Here is a 17,347-nt window from a genome sequence, read left to right as displayed (position 1 = left end):
TGGCACGGTTCTTGCGAATCCGTTAATCGCAGGCGGCCGTGGGGCCGTTTCGCAGCGTTTTTCACGGCTGCGTCAGGGAGACGATACACTCATGCTTAGCAAATCCACTCACGATATAGCGGCGTCATTTAGCCGCCGCGGCGTGCTCGCCGCGACCGCCGCGCTGATGGTCGGTCTGGCGTCATTGACCGGCGCCAAGGCTGCGGACGATACCATCAAAGTCGGCGTGCTCCACTCCCTGTCCGGCACCATGGCCATCAGCGAAACCACGCTGAAGGACACCATCCTCTTCCTGATCGACGAGCAGAACAAGAAGGGCGGCGTTCTCGGCAAGAAGCTCGAAGCCGTCGTGGTCGACCCCGCTTCGAACTGGCCGCTGTTCGCCGAGAAGGCGCGCGAGCTGATCACCAAAGACAAGGTGTCGGTGGTGTTCGGCTGCTGGACCTCGGTGTCGCGCAAATCGGTGCTCCCCGTCTTCAAGGAGCTGAACAGCATCCTGTTCTACCCCGTGCAGTACGAGGGTGAGGAGAGTGAGCGCAACGTGTTCTACACGGGTGCTGCGCCGAACCAGCAGGCGATCCCTGCGGTAGACTACCTGATGAAGGAAGAGAAGGTGAAGCGTTGGGTGCTCGCGGGCACTGACTACGTCTATCCGCGCACCACCAACAAGATCCTGGAAGCCTATCTGAAGTCGAAGGGCGTCGCCCAGGAAGACATCATGATCAACTACACGCCATTCGGTCATTCCGACTGGCAGACGATCGTGGCCGACATCAAGAAGTTCGGCTCGGCCGGCAAGAAGACCGCGGTGGTCTCCACCATCAACGGCGATGCCAACGTTCCCTTCTACAAGGAGCTCGGCAACCAGGGCATCAAGGCGAAGGACATCCCGGTCGTCGCGTTCTCGGTGGGTGAGGAAGAGCTCGCCGGCATCGACACCAAGCCACTGGTCGGCCATCTCGCCGCCTGGAACTACTTCCAGTCGATCAAGTCGCCGGAGAACGAGAAGTTCATCAAGGCGTGGCAGGCCTACACCAAGAATCCGAAGCGCGTGACCAACGATCCGATGGAAGCGCACGTGATCGGCTTCGACATGTGGGTCAAAGCGGTCGAGAAGGCGAAGTCGACCGATCCCGACAAGGTGATCGATGCTCTCCCGGGCATCGAAGCCAAGAACCTGACCGGCGGTACCTCCAAGATGCTCCCGAACCACCATATCACCAAGCCGGTGTTCATCGGCGAGATCAAGGGCAACGGCCAGTTCGACGTGGTCTGGAAGACCCCGAGCCTCGTCCCCGGCGATGCCTGGTCGAAGGAGCTCGACGGCTCCAAGGACCTGGTCGGCGACTGGGTCGGCAAGAAGTGCGGCAACTTCAACACCAAGACCAACAAGTGCCTCGGCTCGGGCTCCTGATCCCGATCTGACGCGTCCTTGCAAGCTCGGAGAGGGCGGCGATCCCGCCGCCTTCTCCACCCATTTCTGCCGGGATCAATCACAGTGCCAGCCCATTTGTCCGCTCGCCTATGTTCGCTCGTCCTCTCGCTGTTCCTGATCGCGTTCGCGCTGCCGGCCTTCGCCGGCCCGTTCGAGGATGCCGTCGCCAAGTTCGCCAATGACGATTTTTCCGATACGGAAGAGGCGATCGGCGCGGTCGCGGGCAGCGGCAATGCGCTGGCCTTCCCCATCATCAGCGCGCTGCAGGACGGCCGCCTCATGGCCGATCCCGACAGCAAAAAGGTTTACGTCACCGGCGCCGACGGCAAGTCGATCGACGCCGCGACCGGTCAGCCCGTGGCCAGCGTGCCCGACGGCGCGAGCGCGGTTCGCCTCAACAATCGCCTGCGCCGCAGCGTGGACGCTGCGCTCGGCAGCCTGACGCTTCAATCGCCCGATCTGTCGACGCGTCTGCAGGCCGCGCAGTCGGTGTTCAAGTCGCATGAGGAGACCGCGCTCGATGCCGTCGATGCCGCGCTCGCCAAGGAAGGCAACAGGTCCGTCAAGACCGCGCTCGGCGAAGCCCGCGCGGCCATTCTGCTGTTCAAATCGGACGCGACCGAGGTCGAGAAGCTCGAAGCAGTCGCCACTCTCAAGGCGCGCGGCGACCAGGAGGCCCTGGCGCTGCTCACCGGGATGGGCGACCAGCCGGCCTCGGTGACCAAGGCTGCGGCGAGCGCGATCGGCTCGATCCAGAGCTCGCTGGCGGTCTGGTCCATGGTGCAGAACGCCTGGTACGGTCTCTCGCTCGGCTCGGTGCTGTTGCTCGCAGCGATCGGCCTCGCCATCACCTTCGGCGTGATGGGCGTCATCAACATGGCCCATGGCGAGATGGTGATGATCGGGGCCTACACCACCTTCGTGGTGCAGGAGGTGATCCGAACCCGCTATCCGGGCCTGTTCGACTATTCGTTGCTGATCGCGGTGCCGCTCGCCTTCCTCGTCGCCGGCGCCATCGGTGTCCTGATCGAGCGCAGCATCATCCGCTTCCTCTACGGCCGCCCGCTGGAGACGCTGCTGGCAACCTGGGGTTTGTCCCTCGTGCTGCAACAGGCGGTGCGCACCATGTTCGGCCCGACCAACCGCGAGGTCGGCAACCCCTCCTGGATGAGCGGCGCCTTCGAACTCGGCCAGATCACCATCACCTATAACCGGCTCTGGATCCTCTGCTTCACGCTCGCGGTGTTCGTGATCCTGCTCGCGATGCTGCGCTACACCGCGCTCGGCCTCGAGATGCGCGCGGTGACGCAGAACCGCCGCATGGCGGCCTCGATGGGCATTGCCACCTCGCGCGTCGACGCACTGACCTTCGGTCTCGGCTCGGGCATTGCCGGTATTGCCGGCGTGGCGCTGTCGCAGATCGACAATGTCAGCCCCAATCTTGGCCAGAGCTACATCATCGACAGCTTCATGGTTGTGGTGTTCGGCGGGGTCGGCAATCTCTGGGGCACCCTGGTCGGCGCCTTCACGCTCGGCATCGCCAACAAGTTCCTGGAGCCGGTCGCCGGCGCTGTGCTCGGCAAGATCGCCATCCTGGTTCTCATCATCCTTTTCATTCAAAAGCGCCCGCGCGGATTGTTCGCGCTCAAGGGCCGTGCGGTGGAAGCATGACCCCTCACATGCTGACGCGATCGCTGGACCGCAGCGCGACGATCTTCCTCGCCGTCGTCGCGGCCTGCGGCATCCTCATCCCCCTCTCCAACCTGCTGCTGCCCGCGGGCTCGTTCCTGCAAGTGCCGACCTATCTCGTCGCGCTCTGGGGCAAATATGTCTGCTACGCCATCCTGGCGCTCGCGATCGATCTGATCTGGGGCTATTGCGGCATCCTCTCGCTTGGCCACGGCGCCTTCTTCGCGCTCGGCGGCTACGCCATGGGCATGTATCTGATGCGGCAGATCGGCACCCGCGGCGTCTACGGCAATCCGATCCTGCCCGACTTCATGGTGTTCCTGAACTGGGAGAAGCTGCCCTGGTACTGGCACGGCTTCGACATGTTCTGGTTCGCGGCGCTGATGGTGCTGGTCGTGCCGGGCCTGCTCGCCTTCTGCTTCGGCTGGCTCGCCTTCCGCTCGCGCGTCACCGGCGTCTACCTCTCGATCATCACGCAGGCGATGACCTACGCGCTGCTGCTCGCCTTCTTCCGCAACGATTTCGGCTTCGGCGGCAACAACGGCCTGACCGACTTCAAGGACATCCTCGGCTTCAACGTGCAGGCCGAGGGGACGCGGGCCGCGCTGTTCGCGCTGAGTTGCCTTGCGCTGATCCTAGGCTTCCTGATCTGCCGCGCCATCGTCTCCTCCAAGCTCGGCAAGGTCTTGATCGCGGTGCGTGACGCGGAATCGCGCACGCGCTTCCTCGGCTACCGCGTCGAATCCTACAAGCTGTTCGTGTTCACGGTGTCGGCCTGCATGGCCGGCGTTGCCGGCGCGCTCTACGTCCCGCAGGTCGGCATCATCAATCCATCCGAATTCGCTCCCGGCAATTCGATCGAAGCGGTTATCTGGGTCGCGGTCGGCGGCCGCGGCACGCTGGTCGGCGCCGCGCTCGGTGCGGTCGTCGTCAACTACGCCAAGACGTTCTTCACCTCCGGCATGCTCGCGCCGTACTGGCTCTTCATGCTGGGCGCGCTGTTCATCCTGGTGACGCTGCTGCTGCCCAAAGGCATCGTCGGCACCTTCTACACATGGTGGGATCAGTCGAAGGAAAAGCGCACCGCAGCGGCAGCAGTGAGCGCCGCGGCCGAAGACGGCGTGGCCGAACCCAAGATGGCGGAGTAGCGGTCATGAATGTGATGGACACCCGCACGACCTCCGCAATGCTCTATCTCGACGGCGTGCACGTCTCCTTCGACGGCTTCCACGCCATCAACAATCTGTCGCTGACGCTCGAGCCCGGCGAGATGCGCGCCATCATCGGCCCGAACGGCGCCGGCAAGACCACGATGATGGACATCATCACCGGCAAGACCAAGCCGGACGAGGGCACCGTGCTGTTCGACGGCGTCACCGACCTGACGCGGCTCGACGAGACCCGCATCGCCGAGCTAGGCATCGGCCGCAAATTCCAGAAGCCGACGGTGTTCGAGAGCCAGACCGTGCAGGACAATCTCCTGCTCGCGCTCAATGTCGATCACTCGGTGCGCGGCACCTTGTTCTGGCGCGGCAGCAAGGCCGAGGCCGAGCGCATCGACAAGGTGCTGGAGACGATCCGCCTCACCGAGGCCCGCAACCGCCTCGCCGGCAGCCTCAGCCACGGCCAGAAGCAATGGCTGGAGATCGGCATGCTGCTGGCGCAGGATCCGAAGCTGCTCCTCGTCGATGAGCCCGTCGCAGGGATGACCGACGTCGAGACGCATCTGACCGCCGAGCTGCTGAAAGAGATCAACAAGACCCACACCGTGATGGTGGTGGAGCACGATATGACCTTCGTGCGCGAGCTCGGCGTCAAGGTCACCTGCCTGCACGAAGGCACCGTGCTCGCGGAAGGAACCATCGATCAGGTCTCGTCCAACGAGCGGGTCATTGAAGTGTATCTGGGGAGATAGTGAATGGCGAATAGGGAATGGCGAATGGATTGGCCGCTTCTCTTATTCGCTACTCGCCATTCGCTATTCGCCCGCAAAGGTGTTTCCGATGCTTGAAGTTAAAGACATCAACCTGTTCTACGGCGCTGCTCAAGCGCTGCGCGGCGTCTCGATCTCGGCCGAGCCGGGCAAGGTCACTTGCGTGCTCGGACGCAATGGCGTCGGCAAGACCTCGCTGCTGCGTGCCATGGTCGGGCAATATCCGATCTCCTCGGGCGCGATCATGCTCGATGGCAGCGACATCACCGGGCTGAAGCCCTATGAGAGGGCCCGCAGGGGCATCGGCTTCGTGCCGCAGGGCCGCGAGATCTTCCCGTTGCTGACGGTCGAAGAAAACCTCAAGACCGGCTTCGGCTCGCTCAAGCGCGAGGACAAGCACATTCCGGACGACGTGTTCTCGCTGTTTCCGGTGCTGCAATCCATGCTCGGCCGGCGCGGCGGCGATCTCTCCGGCGGTCAGCAGCAGCAACTCGCGATCGGGCGCGCGCTGGTGATGCGGCCGAAGCTGCTTTTGCTGGACGAGCCGACCGAAGGCATTCAGCCCTCGATCATCAAGGACATTGGCCGCGCCATCTCTTATCTGCGCAACCTCGGCAACATCGCGATCGTGCTGGTCGAACAATATCTCGACTTTGCCTGCGAACTCGGCGACAGTTTCGCGGTGATGGATCGCGGCGCGGTGAAGTTCACCTGCGACCGCTCCAATCTCGACGCGAGCGAAATCAGCCGCCAGATGGCGCTCTAGGCCATTCTGCCGCGACGGCTGGGGAGGCGGATGCGCAGCGACGTTTCGATCACATCCGGGGTTTTCGAGGCCAACCGCGCCCGCGGCGCGGTGCGCTTCGACGTGCATGCGCGCGATGGCGTGACGCGTCGTGGCGCCTTGCATGAATCCGGCTCGCTGCGCGTACGCTTTCCCTCGCCGGAAGGCGAGGGGCTGTCCGGCGTGTTCGTCAACACGGCCGGCGGGGTCGCCGGCGGGGACAATTTCGACATCGGCATCGCGGCCGGCCAGGGCGCGCGGCTGACGCTGACCACTGCGGCGGCCGAAAAGGTCTATCGTGCGCCCGGGGCCGCGGCGCAGCTCGGCATCGCCTTGAAGGTCGACGCGGACGCGCATCTCGCCTGGCTGCCTCAGGAGACGATCCTGTTCGATCGCGCGCGGGTTCACCGCCGATTCGATATCGCGCTCGATGAGACTGCTTCGCTCCTGCTTTGCGAGACCGTCGTGTTCGGCCGCACCGCCATGGGCGAGCGGATGCAGCAGGGCGAGTTCGTCGATCGCTGGCGGCTGTCTCGCGGCGGCAGGCTGGTGTTTGCCGAGACCGTCAGGCTCGACGGCAATATCGGCGCAAAACTAGGGCGATCCGCCGTCGCCAAAGGCGGTGCCGCTATCGGCACGGCGCTGATCGTGCCGGGTGATGAGGCCCTGGTCGAGCGCATCCGCGAAGCCTCGGATTCATTCTCCGGCGAGGTCGGAATCTCGGCCTGGAATGGCTTTGCAATGGCGCGGTTCTGTGCCCAAGATGCGGCGCGTTTGCGCGCCGACATGATGGCGGTGCTGGCGCGCACCGGCGCGGTCCTGCCGCGACTGTGGCTGAATTGACCGGTTGAATTGATGCGTTGAACGGAAGAGATGCTGCATGAATCTGTCTCCCCGCGAAAAGGACAAGCTTCTGATCTCGATGGCGGCCATCGTGGCCCGCCGCAGGCTGGACCGCGGCGTCAAGCTCAACCATCCCGAAGCGATCGCGATCATCTCCGACTTCATCCTCGAAGGCGCCCGTGACGGCCGCACCGTCGCCGAGCTGATGCAGTCCGGCGCGCAGGTGCTGACCCGTGATCAGGTGATGCCGGGCATCCCCGAGATGATCCACGACATCCAGGTCGAGGCGACGTTTCCTGACGGCACCAAGCTCGTCACCGTGCACGAGCCGATCCGTTGAAGCGTGAAATTGTATCAACATCGTCATGCCCGGGCCTGTCCCGGGCATCCACGACCTTCGAACCGAGTGGCACGACGTGGATGGCCGGGACAAGCCCGGCCATGACGCAGCGGAGCAAGACGAGGTAGCACATGATCCCCGGCGAACGCTTCATCCAGGGCGGCGAGATCGAGCTTAATGCCGGCCGCAAGACCGTGACGTTGACGGTGGCCAACACCGGCGACCGTCCGATCCAGGTCGGCTCGCACTACCATTTCTTCGAGACCAACCCGGCGCTGAAGTTCGATCGCAAGAAAGCCCGTGGCATGCGCCTCGACATCGCCGCCGGCACCGCCGTCCGCTTCGAGCCCGGCCAGACCCGCGACGTGCAGCTCGTCGCGATGGCAGGAAAGAAGACGATCTACGGCTTCCGCGGCGACGTCATGGGGAAGCTGTGATCTCAGCAGGAACGAGCGTTGTGCGGCACGGTTGAGGCGGAAATGGAGGTTCTTGCCATGCTCGCACCTATCCGCCTGGTCTCTGAAGCCGCCGACCTCGCCGCGCAGCGCCACAACGGCATGGCCCGCAAGGGACGAGGTCAGGAGCCCTATATCAATCATCTCGCTGAGGTCGCGAATCTGCTGGCGGCCGCGACCGACGGCACTGATGCCGAGCTGGTCGCGGCCGGCTGGCTGCATGACAGCATCGAGGATACCGACACCACGCGCGAGGAGCTCGCTCAAAGGTTTTCCGAGCGGGTCGCGTCGCTCGTCACCGAATGCACCGATGACATGAGCTTGCCGAAGGCAGAGCGGCGCCAGAAACAGATTGACGACGCGCCCCACAAATCGCCGGGCGCAAAGCTGATCAAGATCGCCGACAAGATCAGCAATACAGGCGCACGCATTCAAACTGACCTAACGGCCGAGGAGCGCGACGATCTCGCCGATTACGTCGGATGGGCCACGCAGGTCGTTGCAGGCTGCCGCGGCGGCAATGCGTGGCTCGACGAGAAATTCGATGATGTTGTGAAGGCGGCGAGGGCCGTCCTGTGAGCCATCAAACATTCAATCGCAAACGGGGCTTGTGATGTCCGTCAAAATAAAGCGTTCCGTCTATGCCGACATGTTCGGCCCGACCACCGGCGATAGGGTGCGGCTGGCCGACACCGACCTCATCATCGAGGTCGAGAAGGATTTCACGACTTATGGCGAGGAGGTGAAGTTCGGCGGCGGTAAGGTGATCCGTGACGGCATGGGGCAGTCGCAGGTCACCAACAAGCAGGGCGCGGCCGACACGGTCATCACCAATGCCCTGATCGTCGATCACTGGGGCATCGTAAAGGCCGACGTCGCGATCAAGGACGGCCTGATCTCCGCGATCGGCAAGGCCGGCAATCCCGACATCCAGCCCGGCGTGACCATCATCATCGGCCCCGGCACCGACGTGATCGCGGGGGAAGGCAAGATCCTCACCGCCGGCGGCTTCGACAGTCACATCCATTTCATCTGCCCGCAGCAGATCGAGCACGCGCTGATGTCAGGCGTCACCTCGATGCTGGGTGGCGGCACCGGCCCGTCGCACGGCACTTTCGCCACGACCTGCACGCCTGGGCCGTGGCACATGGGACGGATGATCCAGTCGTTCGACGCATTCCCGGTCAATCTCGGCATTTCCGGCAAGGGCAACGCCTCGCGCCCGGCCGCGCTGGTCGAGATGATCAAGGGCGGCGCCTGTGCGCTGAAGCTGCACGAGGACTGGGGCACGACGCCGGCCGCGATCGACAACTGCCTGTCGGTCGCCGACGATTACGACATCCAGGTCATGCTGCATTCCGACACGCTGAACGAATCCGGCTTCGTCGAGGACACGATCAAGGCCTTCAAGGGCCGCACCATCCACGCCTTCCACACCGAGGGCGCCGGCGGCGGTCACGCGCCTGACATCATCAGGGTCGCTGGGCTGAAGAACGTGCTCCCGTCCTCGACCAATCCGACGCGCCCCTTCACGCGCAACACGCTCGACGAGCATTTGGACATGCTGATGGTGTGCCATCACCTCGATCCCTCGATCGCGGAGGACCTCGCGTTCGCTGAGAGCCGCATCCGCAAGGAGACCATTGCCGCGGAGGACATTCTGCACGATCTCGGCGCGCTCTCGATGATGTCTTCGGACTCCCAGGCCATGGGCCGTCTCGGCGAGGTCATCATCCGGACCTGGCAGACCGCCGACAAGATGAAGAAGCAGCGCGGGTCTCTGCCGCAGGACAAGGGCAAGGACAACGACAATTTCCGCGTCAAGCGCTACATCGCCAAATACACCATCAATCCCGCGATCGCCCATGGCGTGTCCAAGCTGATCGGTTCGGTGGAGAAGGGCAAGCTCGCCGATCTCGTGCTGTGGTCGCCGGCCTTCTTCGGCGTCAAGCCTGATTGCATCGTCAAGGGCGGCAGCATCGTCGCGGCGCCCATGGGCGATCCGAACGCTTCGATCCCGACGCCGCAGCCGGTGCACTACCAACCGATGTTCGGCGCCTTCGGCAGGGCGCGGACGGCGTCTTCCGTGGTATTCACCTCGGAAGCCGCGATCACCGGCGGCCTCGCGCGCAAGCTCGGCATCGAGAAGAAGCTCTATGCGGTCCAGAACACCCGCGGCAGGATCTCCAAGAAGAGCATGATTCACAACGACGCCACGCCCGATATCGAGGTCGATCCGGAGACCTATGAGGTGCGCGCCGACGGCGAACTGCTCACCTGCGCGCCTGCCGAGGTGCTGCCGATGGCGCAGCGATATTTCATGTACTGAAATAGCGTCTCAACGCATGTCTCAAGCGCATGTCCGGGAGCGGCTTTTTCCGGTTTTGCGTTCGATCCCGCCTGGTCTAATGTCTCGCCCGGTATCGTAACCTGAGAAGAAAAGCCGGGAGGATTTCTCGTGATCTACGTCGTTGCCACCCTGACCATCAAGCCCGAAACGCGTGCCGAATTCATTGCTGCAGCCACCGCCTGCATCAAGGAGACGCGGAAAGAGCCCGGCAATATCGCCTATGACATGCATGAGAGTGTCACCGACCCCAGCAAGATGGTGTTCGTCGAGCAGTGGGAGAGTGCCGAGGCACTGGTGCCGCATCGCGCCATGGAGCACATGAAGACGTTCGGCCGTGTCGCGGTGAAGTGCTTCACGGCGCCGCCGAAGATCGAGGTGATCACACCCGAGAAGGTCGAGACACGGTAACGGGGTAAACGCATGATCCGGGCGACGCAGGTCAAGGGGCAGCACCGCTTCACGGAAGCGCCGGCGGATACGGTCGTGCTCGATTTCGACGATCGGCACCGCCGCCGCATGGCGATGACGGGCACGCGGGGGCTCGAATTCCTGCTCGACCTGGAGAACGCCGTCGCGCTGCGCGGCGGCGACGCGCTGGTGCTCGAGGACGGCCGACTGGTCGAGGTGGTGGCGGCGCCCGAGCCGCTGCTCGAGATCCGCGGCCGCGATCCGCACCACCTCATTCGCGTCGGCTGGCATCTCGGCAACCGTCATCTGCCGACGCAGATCATGGCCAAGGCCTTGCGCATCCGCCGCGACCACGTCATCGAAGCCATGGTGAAGGGGCTTGGTGCGCGCGTGATCGAGATCGAGGCACCGTTCGATCCCGAGGGCGGCGCCTATGCCGATGCCGGCCATGCGCATGGGCACGATCATGCGCATCACGACCACGGTCATCATCGTGATCATGATCGTGTTCATCACGGCCACGATCACCACCATCACCACGACGAGCATTGCGACCACCCCGACCATCACCACGGCCACAAGCATGCTCACGACCACAAATGAGCCGGCCAGTGCCGGTGACCTCGCCGAGCGCGAGGCGGCGGCGCTGTACCGGTTGATGACCTGGTTGTCGCCGGCGTTCCCTGTCGGCGGATTCTCGTACTCCAGCGGCATCGAATGGGCGGTCGAGGCCGGCGACGTCGCGGATACCGTGACGCTGGCCGACTGGCTCGACGCGATGCTCGGTGACGGTCCAGGCTTTTGCGATGCGACCTTCCTGGTCCATGCCTATCGCGCCGCCGGAGCGGACGAGACTGCCGCTTTGAGCGACATCGCCGAGCTCGCAGCCGCCTTCGTGCCGTCGCGCGAACGACAGCTGGAAACGACCTCGCAGGGCCGCGCCTTCATCGAGATCGCGCGCGCCGCGTGGGATGCCGAGGGGCTGGATGCCATGGTTGCGGCATGCCGCACGCCATTGGTCTATCCGGTGGCGGTCGGCGTGGTCGCAGCACAGCATGGCGTGCCGCTGGCGCCGACACTGCACGCCTTCCTGCATGCGCTGGTCTCGAACTGGATTTCCGCGGCCAGCCGTCTCATTCCGCTTGGCCAGACCGACAGTCAGCGTGTGCTGGTGAAGCTGGAAGCCGCCGTCGCCGCGACAGCCAATCGTGCGCTGAATGCGACATTGGACGAACTCGGCAGCGCGACCTTCCGCGCCGATCTCGCCAGCCTGCGCCACGAGACGCAGTATACGCGGCTGTTCCGGTCGTGAGCGGATTTTATCGATCGTCGTCCCGGCGAAGGCCGGGACCCATAACCACTAATGTGAGTGGTTTTGGAAGGATGTGGCCACGGCCTGTTCTCGCAATGGGATTCGGTGGCTATGGGTCCCGGCCTGCGCCGGGACGACGTTAGGAAAGAGCGAGCGACATGTCGAAATCTCACGGCCCCTTGCGTGTCGGTGTCGGCGGCCCGGTCGGATCGGGCAAGACCGCGCTGATGGACCTGCTCTGCAAGACCATGCGCGAGCGCTACGACATCGCCGCGATCACCAACGACATCTACACCAAATGGGATGCGGAATTCCTGGTGCGCTCGGGTTCGCTGACGCCGGACCGCATCGCGGGGGTCGAGACCGGCGGCTGCCCGCACACCGCGATTCGCGAGGATGCTTCGATGAATCTCGCTGCAGTCGCGGACATGCGCGCGAAATTCCCGGGCCTCGATCTCGTGCTGATCGAATCAGGGGGCGACAATCTGGCTGCCACTTTTTCCCCGGAGCTGGCCGACCTCACCATCTACGTGATCGATGTCGCCGCCGGCGACAAGATCCCGTCCAAGGGTGGGCCGGGCATCACCCGGTCGGATCTCCTTGTCATCAACAAGATCGACCTGGCTCCCCATGTCGGGGCCTCCCTGGAAAAGATGGAGACGGACGCCAAGCGCATGCGCGGTGAGCGGCCCTTCGTCATGACCAATCTGAAGAAGAGCCAGGGGCTGGACCGCATCGTCGGCTTCATCGAGGCCAAGGGCGGCTTGAACGGCGGCTTGTAGGTTGGATCGACCCGGGCGGGCTGACGGACGCGACGACTTAGCGCAGGCATTTTTGCCATGACGCCGGGGGCCGTGGCCGCAATTGCGGAACAAATTTCGGACAGCGCGATTAACTACCTCCTGAGCCTCTGGGGCAAATCCATGCCGGCCGGATGTCGGCCGGCCGGATTAAGCTTTTCAGGCGACCTGCGTTGCGTACTGATGCCTCCTCCTCCATTATCTCCGCCATTGGGGTCCACCCTGTTTCGGCACATGGCCGTTCGAGCGGCGTTCATATGCTCCGTGTTTGTTGCCGACCTACCGCTTTCGCCTGAGTAGTCGCGTGGTCCGGCTGGGTTTCATCATCGGCTTCATTGCTCTGCTCGGAGCCTTGCTCTCCGGGCTTGCGGCCTATCGCGTCCACGATCAGGAGTTGGCGCTGGACCGGATCGCGCTCGCGCGAGCGATCGACGTCCACGCAAGCCTGGTTCAGGACCGGCTTACCGAGCGGGAGCTGCTGGCGCGTGTCGCCTCCGGCCTGTTCCGCACGCCGTCCGTGATCAAGCCGAACATGCTGGAGCCGTTGCGCTCGGCCATCTATGCCTTCAAGACCGACTTCGTGGTCGCAGGGTGGATCGCCCGGCTTAAGCCGGACGAGCTCACGGCGGCGCAGGCTGCCATCGCCGGCGCCGGCTTTCCGGACCCTCAGATTCGCACCTTTGACGACAAGCCGATCAATCCGGCCGATGTCACCCAGCCGATCGATGTGCTGATGGATCTCGAGCCGCGCAGCAACGAGACCAAGGCGCTGCCCGGCCGCAGCTACGACCAGGATCCGGTTCGCAGCGCCATGCTGACGCGCGCCCGGGTCGAGAAGCGGTCGATCGCCTCGGATCCGATTCCGCTGCTCCGCGGTGACGGCCCGATCGGAATCATCGTGGCCGCGCCGATCATTCCGGAGGGGGCGACGGAGCCGGCCGGGTTCGTCACGTTTTCTTACGAGCTCGCCACGCTGATGTTGACCAATGACGACATGTCACTGTTCTCGGTCGCGCTCAGGGATCCGCGCAAGGACGGCGGCGAGCTCGTTGCCAACGACCAGGGCGTGGTCTCCACGCGCGTGGTGGTGGCGGACGGACCGGCTCCGTCGGCGACGCGCACGGTGAGCTTCGGCGGTCGTGATTGGCAGCTCAGCTATTATGCGAAAACCAATTCGGCCCGGCGCGCCCAGCAGACCGCCATCATCGTCGCGGCGATCGGCTTCGCCATCACTGCGATGGTGTGCGGCCTGTTCGGCTATGTCGCCTACAACAATCTGCGGCTCAGCCGCGAAATCCAGGTGCGGATCGGCTTCGAACGCCGACTGACCGCCGTCATCGACGAGCTCAACCACCGCGTCAAGAACATCCTGGCGGTGATCCAGTCGATCGTGACGCGCACGCTGCGTCACGGCTCGGACATCGACGTCGCGCGCGAGCTCCTGATCGGGCGTATCCACGCCATGTCCAACGTGGTCTCGCTGCTCAGCGAGAGCCAGTGGCAGGGGGTCAAGCTGAAGGGCCTGTTCGAGGCGCGCGCCATCCCGCATGCCGATCGCATCGCGGTCACCGGTCCCGACATCGCCGTCAGCGCGCGAGCGGCGCAGAGCCTGTCGCTGCTGTTCTTCGAGCTCGCCTCGCATTCCGACGAAGGCCTGTCGCTGGTCGGGAAGCATCCGCACATCACCGCCAACTGGACGGTGACGGGCGAGGGCGCCGACGAAATCTTCCATTTCCGCTGGGAGGAGTTCAACACCAGCGAGGCGACCCGCCGCCCCGATTCGGATTTCGGCCTGATCCTGCTCGATCGCGTCGCGCCCGAGGCGTTAGGGGGCACCGCCAAGCGCTACTTCACCGACGTCTCCTACGTCTACGAGCTGACCGCGCCGATGGAGACGGTGGTCGACATGACCGAGCGCGATCGCACCGACAAGATCTCGGCGCCGGTGAGGCCGGTGCGATAATAGGCGTGCGGCTAAACCTTTGGCCGCAGCACAAGGTCAGCCAGATTGCGCGCATAGGCCGGCGTGATCGGCGCGATGCCGAAGACGTAACGGTAGAACAGGCTGCCGTAGATCGCGTCGTAGAGATCCTCGGGCGATCCCTCGGCCAGGATGCTGCCGTCACTCTGGCCCGCGGCAATCATCTCCACCAGCGCGTTGCGGCGGAATTGCAGATAGCGGGCATAGAACAGCTCGGCGGAGCCGGTCCTCGAAATGCATTCGGAGATCACGGCGAGCTGCACCTTGCCGAACTCGCCCTGAAGCGCCTCGGCATAGGCAGCGGCATGGCGGCGTGCGCGTGCGGCAGGCGTGCCGGAGCTCTCCGGCGGCAGCGGCAGCATCTGGGCGGCGTGGTAGAGAAAGGCGTCGATCAGAAGCGCTTCGCGGGACGGCCACCATTTGTAGATCGTCATCTTGGAGACATCGGAGCGGCGCGCGACGGCGTCGATGGTGGTGGCGGCAAGGCCGGTGGCAGCCATCAGCGCATAGGCGCTTTCGAGGATGGCGTTGGTGGTTTCGATCGATCGCGGCCGGCCGCGGCGGGGCGGCGCGGCGCCTGGCCCCTCATCCTCGATTTTCGCCATGACCTGGCCCGGCCTCCTCGCGCAGAGCAACCTTGCTCCGCATAGCGCAGCGTCAGCTTCCGGCCTAGCGGAATCGAGGGACCGGGAGCCGCTAGGCCTGCTGCCGCAAAGCGGCGGGCAGATCCTGCCACTTCGACCAGGAGATATAGTAAGCGACCGCGGTCATCGCGGCGAAACCGGCGAGGCTCACCACGATCTGCATCGCCACCAGATTGGGTCCGGTGATCAGGATCAGATGACCGGCAAAGGACAGGAATACGCCGACGCAGAACACGGCGAGCCATTCCTCGCCGCATCTGATCACCGTCTGAAGCGGCTTCAGTTGCAGGCCGGGATGGTTGGCCGGAATGAGATGGGTCGCGAGGAAAGCAAGCGCGAGGAAGTGAAGCACGCGATAGGGCGCGAGGTCTTCCTTGTCGGTCGGTGCGATGCCGTCGATGATCAAGTTCGGCAGATAGGCGGACAATGCCGGCGAATGGCGCATCAGGGTGACGGCCATCGCGAAGACGATATAGGTCCCTGCGGCGATCCGCAGCCACGGCATGCCGCGCAGCGCCCGCCCGGGGGCCCCTGTCACCGCGAACCAGCCGCCCAGCACCATCAGCATCTGCCAGCACAGCGGATTGAAGGTCCATTCCTGGTCCGGATAGACCCGGAAATTCCAGTCGAGCCAGCGCGCGGCAACATAAAGCGCGACCGATGCCGCAAGCGTCACGTTCGGTCGCCGCAGCAGACCCCACAGCACAAGCGGATAGAAGGCCATCAGCGGGATCATCAGTTGCAGCAGGTCGAGGTTCAGAGGCTCCTCCTGGAGCACGAGGCCGCGGACGAGGATGCGCAGCGGGTGCTCGAGAATCCCCGAGATGTTGTATTCGTGGATGATTTCCGGCGCCATCGATTGGGAGGCGACATAGGCGATGGTGTCGATATAGATCACGAACAGCACGACATAGGCGGCGTAGAGCCGCCAGACGCGACGGAAGATGCGCGTCGCCGCGACGACGTAGCCGCGCTCCAGCGCCATCCGGCCGTGGATGATGGCAACGCCATAACCCACCACGAACACGAATAAATCGGCTGCGCCGCTGAATCCGAAGTTTCGCAGCGTCAGCAGGTTGACGACGTTGTTCGGGATGTGGTCGACGAAGATCGACCAATTGGCGATGCCGAGCGTCAAATACAGCCTGGCGTCGGGTTGAAATGCGGCGAGGTTCGCCTTGACGGACGTTTTCATCGCAAAAGACTTTTGGAATCAGGGGCGACGCTTTTAGCGGCAACCGCCTGCCCATCCGAGTAGCGTTTGCGTGATGGGGGAGTATCGGCAGCGCATGACGCAAATTGCGCGCCGAGTCCGTGCTGAATTCCGATAGAAGCGTTCGGAAGACTTACAACGAAATTTTCTGACCCGCTCTGACCGTCATTCAGCGGGCTCGGCCGACGCCTCGTCAGCTACGCCGGCGCGGCTCGCCATGATTCCGAGCGCGACGCCGCCGATCGCCAGGATCGGCAACAGCCGCTTGATACCGATGGCGCGGACGATCTGGAGCCCCGTGGCGAGCAGCATCGGATCTGCGAGCATGCTCTGCGCCGCCGACTTCGCGGCACGCTCGGCCGCAATGTGGGCTTGCTTGCGCAACTGCCGCTTATAGGCCCAATAGCTCACCGCAGCCGCCAGGGTCAGCAGAAAGAAAACACCCGCGCCCGCGAGGCAGGCCTGCACCGGCCCATACTTCTCAAGGACCGAGATGAACGCGGCCGCGCACAAGAAGCATGTGGTGATGAACAGCGCGAATGCCGCGCCGGCAGCCAGGGAGGTCAGCCGCACCGTCGTGCCGGTGGAGGCACTGATCCCGTCGATGATGCGCTGAAACATGGCGTTGCTCCTCAAATGCCTACAAGCCGAACCACCGCACGCCGGCATCGGCGGCACGGCAGCGCCGCCGTTTCACCATCCGTTCCGACGACCTACCGGCGCCAGGCGACGCCGATCAGGAATCCAATCCCGAGCGCCAGCCCGACCGTCGCGAGGGGCCGTTGCGTGATCGCGTCTTCCAGCGTCTCCTCGATCGAGCTGTAGGCGTCCTGCGCAGCACCCATCATCGCGCTGCCGCGCTCGGACATGTCGTCCATCGCGGTATCCATGTTCTCGCGCGCCTGGTGATAGCCGCGGCGAGCCTGCCTGCTGGTGGAATTGGCGAAGGTATTGAGCGCGTCGGTGATCTGGTCGGTGAGGGCGGCGATATCGCTTTTCACGGCTGCTACATCCTTTTCGAGGCGTTCTCGGGTGGCTTTGTCGGTCCAGTCCTTCATCCCGGCTTCGGCATTGGGCGTGGACATCGGGAGCTCCAAACTGTTGGCGGCTGAGACAGCCGGAGAACGTTTCGTCGTCGGGGAAGTTCCGTTCAGGGAAAC

The 17,347-nt window shown here is 64.1% G+C and carries 19 protein-coding genes; 15 read left to right on the top strand and 4 right to left on the bottom strand.

Going from position 1 to position 17,347, the window contains the following annotated elements; translation table 11 throughout:
* The first annotated feature begins 91 nt into the window (after nucleotides 1-91).
* The 15 genes from urtA (at nucleotide 92) to BCCGELA001_RS32770 (ending at nucleotide 14,312) form a co-directional block, all read left to right on the top strand.
* Nucleotides 92-1,414: an urea ABC transporter substrate-binding protein gene (gene urtA, locus BCCGELA001_RS32840; protein WP_060737174.1), complete on the top strand. Its 1,323-nt coding sequence runs from the start codon at nucleotides 92-94 to the stop codon at nucleotides 1,412-1,414.
* Between the two features lie 84 nt (nucleotides 1,415-1,498).
* Nucleotides 1,499-3,106 carry an urea ABC transporter permease subunit UrtB gene (gene urtB, locus BCCGELA001_RS32835; RefSeq protein ID WP_060737173.1) on the top strand — a complete coding sequence of 536 codons (1,608 nt, stop codon included), beginning with the start codon at nucleotides 1,499-1,501 and terminating at the stop codon, nucleotides 3,104-3,106.
* On the top strand, nucleotides 3,103-4,272 hold the full coding sequence (gene urtC, locus BCCGELA001_RS32830; RefSeq protein WP_008546894.1) for an urea ABC transporter permease subunit UrtC: 1,170 nt from the start codon (nucleotides 3,103-3,105) through the stop codon (nucleotides 4,270-4,272). The genes urtB and urtC overlap by 4 nt, the downstream gene beginning before the upstream one ends.
* Before the next feature lie 5 nt (nucleotides 4,273-4,277).
* Nucleotides 4,278-5,039: an urea ABC transporter ATP-binding protein UrtD gene (urtD, locus tag BCCGELA001_RS32825; RefSeq protein ID WP_060737172.1), complete on the top strand. Its 762-nt coding sequence runs from the start codon at nucleotides 4,278-4,280 to the stop codon at nucleotides 5,037-5,039.
* Between the two features lie 88 nt (nucleotides 5,040-5,127).
* Nucleotides 5,128-5,823: an urea ABC transporter ATP-binding subunit UrtE gene (gene urtE, locus BCCGELA001_RS32820; RefSeq protein ID WP_060737171.1), complete on the top strand. Its 696-nt coding sequence runs from the start codon at nucleotides 5,128-5,130 to the stop codon at nucleotides 5,821-5,823.
* Nucleotides 5,824-5,853: 30 nt separating this feature from the next.
* Nucleotides 5,854-6,684, top strand: coding sequence for an urease accessory protein UreD (locus BCCGELA001_RS32815; RefSeq protein ID WP_008546880.1), 831 nt, complete (start codon nucleotides 5,854-5,856; stop codon nucleotides 6,682-6,684).
* Nucleotides 6,685-6,721: 37 nt separating this feature from the next.
* Complete coding sequence (locus BCCGELA001_RS32810; RefSeq protein ID WP_007605424.1) at nucleotides 6,722-7,024, top strand: urease subunit gamma; 303 nt, start codon at nucleotides 6,722-6,724, stop codon at nucleotides 7,022-7,024.
* Nucleotides 7,025-7,155: 131 nt separating this feature from the next.
* Complete coding sequence (locus tag BCCGELA001_RS32805) at nucleotides 7,156-7,461, top strand: urease subunit beta (RefSeq protein WP_060737170.1); 306 nt, start codon at nucleotides 7,156-7,158, stop codon at nucleotides 7,459-7,461.
* A 57-nt stretch (nucleotides 7,462-7,518) separates the two neighbouring features.
* Nucleotides 7,519-8,058: an HD domain-containing protein gene (locus BCCGELA001_RS32800; protein ID WP_060737982.1), complete on the top strand. Its 540-nt coding sequence runs from the start codon at nucleotides 7,519-7,521 to the stop codon at nucleotides 8,056-8,058.
* Nucleotides 8,059-8,092: 34 nt separating this feature from the next.
* Entirely contained in the window at nucleotides 8,093-9,808 is a 1,716-nt protein-coding gene (ureC, locus tag BCCGELA001_RS32795; RefSeq protein WP_060737169.1) for an urease subunit alpha, read from the top strand.
* Nucleotides 9,809-9,937: 129 nt separating this feature from the next.
* Nucleotides 9,938-10,237 carry a putative quinol monooxygenase gene (locus tag BCCGELA001_RS32790; RefSeq protein WP_008546866.1) on the top strand — a complete coding sequence of 100 codons (300 nt, stop codon included), beginning with the start codon at nucleotides 9,938-9,940 and terminating at the stop codon, nucleotides 10,235-10,237.
* Nucleotides 10,238-10,249: 12 nt separating this feature from the next.
* Entirely contained in the window at nucleotides 10,250-10,840 is a 591-nt protein-coding gene (ureE, locus tag BCCGELA001_RS32785) for an urease accessory protein UreE (protein WP_008546864.1), read from the top strand.
* Nucleotides 10,821-11,549: an urease accessory protein UreF gene (locus BCCGELA001_RS32780; RefSeq protein WP_008546862.1), complete on the top strand. Its 729-nt coding sequence runs from the start codon at nucleotides 10,821-10,823 to the stop codon at nucleotides 11,547-11,549. Before ureE ends, BCCGELA001_RS32780 begins: the two co-directional genes overlap by 20 nt.
* A gap of 158 nt (nucleotides 11,550-11,707) precedes the next feature.
* Complete coding sequence (gene ureG, locus BCCGELA001_RS32775; RefSeq protein WP_008546854.1) at nucleotides 11,708-12,331, top strand: urease accessory protein UreG; 624 nt, start codon at nucleotides 11,708-11,710, stop codon at nucleotides 12,329-12,331.
* A 322-nt stretch (nucleotides 12,332-12,653) separates the two neighbouring features.
* Nucleotides 12,654-14,312, top strand: a complete 1,659-nt coding sequence (locus tag BCCGELA001_RS32770; protein WP_008546852.1) for a CHASE domain-containing protein — start codon at nucleotides 12,654-12,656, stop codon at nucleotides 14,310-14,312.
* An 11-nt stretch (nucleotides 14,313-14,323) separates the two neighbouring features.
* Here BCCGELA001_RS32770 and BCCGELA001_RS32765 read toward each other — a convergent pair whose 3' ends face one another.
* The 4 genes from BCCGELA001_RS32765 to BCCGELA001_RS32750 all read right to left on the bottom strand — a co-directional run bounded on the left by BCCGELA001_RS32765 (nucleotide 14,324) and on the right by BCCGELA001_RS32750 (nucleotide 17,272).
* A complete protein-coding gene (locus tag BCCGELA001_RS32765) occupies nucleotides 14,324-14,935 on the bottom strand; it encodes a TetR/AcrR family transcriptional regulator (protein ID WP_008546850.1) in 612 nt (203 codons plus the stop codon).
* Nucleotides 14,936-15,026: 91 nt separating this feature from the next.
* Nucleotides 15,027-16,169 (bottom strand): OpgC domain-containing protein, encoded by a 1,143-nt coding sequence (locus BCCGELA001_RS32760; RefSeq protein WP_060737168.1) that lies wholly within the window; start codon nucleotides 16,167-16,169, stop codon nucleotides 15,027-15,029.
* Between the two features lie 183 nt (nucleotides 16,170-16,352).
* A complete protein-coding gene (locus BCCGELA001_RS32755) occupies nucleotides 16,353-16,808 on the bottom strand; it encodes a hypothetical protein (RefSeq protein ID WP_008546839.1) in 456 nt (151 codons plus the stop codon).
* 92 nt (nucleotides 16,809-16,900) lie between these two features.
* The gene (locus tag BCCGELA001_RS32750) at nucleotides 16,901-17,272 is read right to left on the bottom strand and encodes a DUF883 family protein (protein WP_008546837.1); all 372 of its coding nucleotides are present in this window, start codon (nucleotides 17,270-17,272) and stop codon (nucleotides 16,901-16,903) included.
* Nucleotides 17,273-17,347: the final 75 nt, after the last annotated feature.

The sequence above is a fragment of the Bradyrhizobium sp. CCGE-LA001 genome (genome assembly GCF_000296215.2).
GTDB lineage: Bacteria > Pseudomonadota > Alphaproteobacteria > Rhizobiales > Xanthobacteraceae > Bradyrhizobium.
The sequence above is the reverse complement of the archived record's forward strand: the minus strand, read 5'-3'. Positions and strand labels throughout refer to the sequence as shown.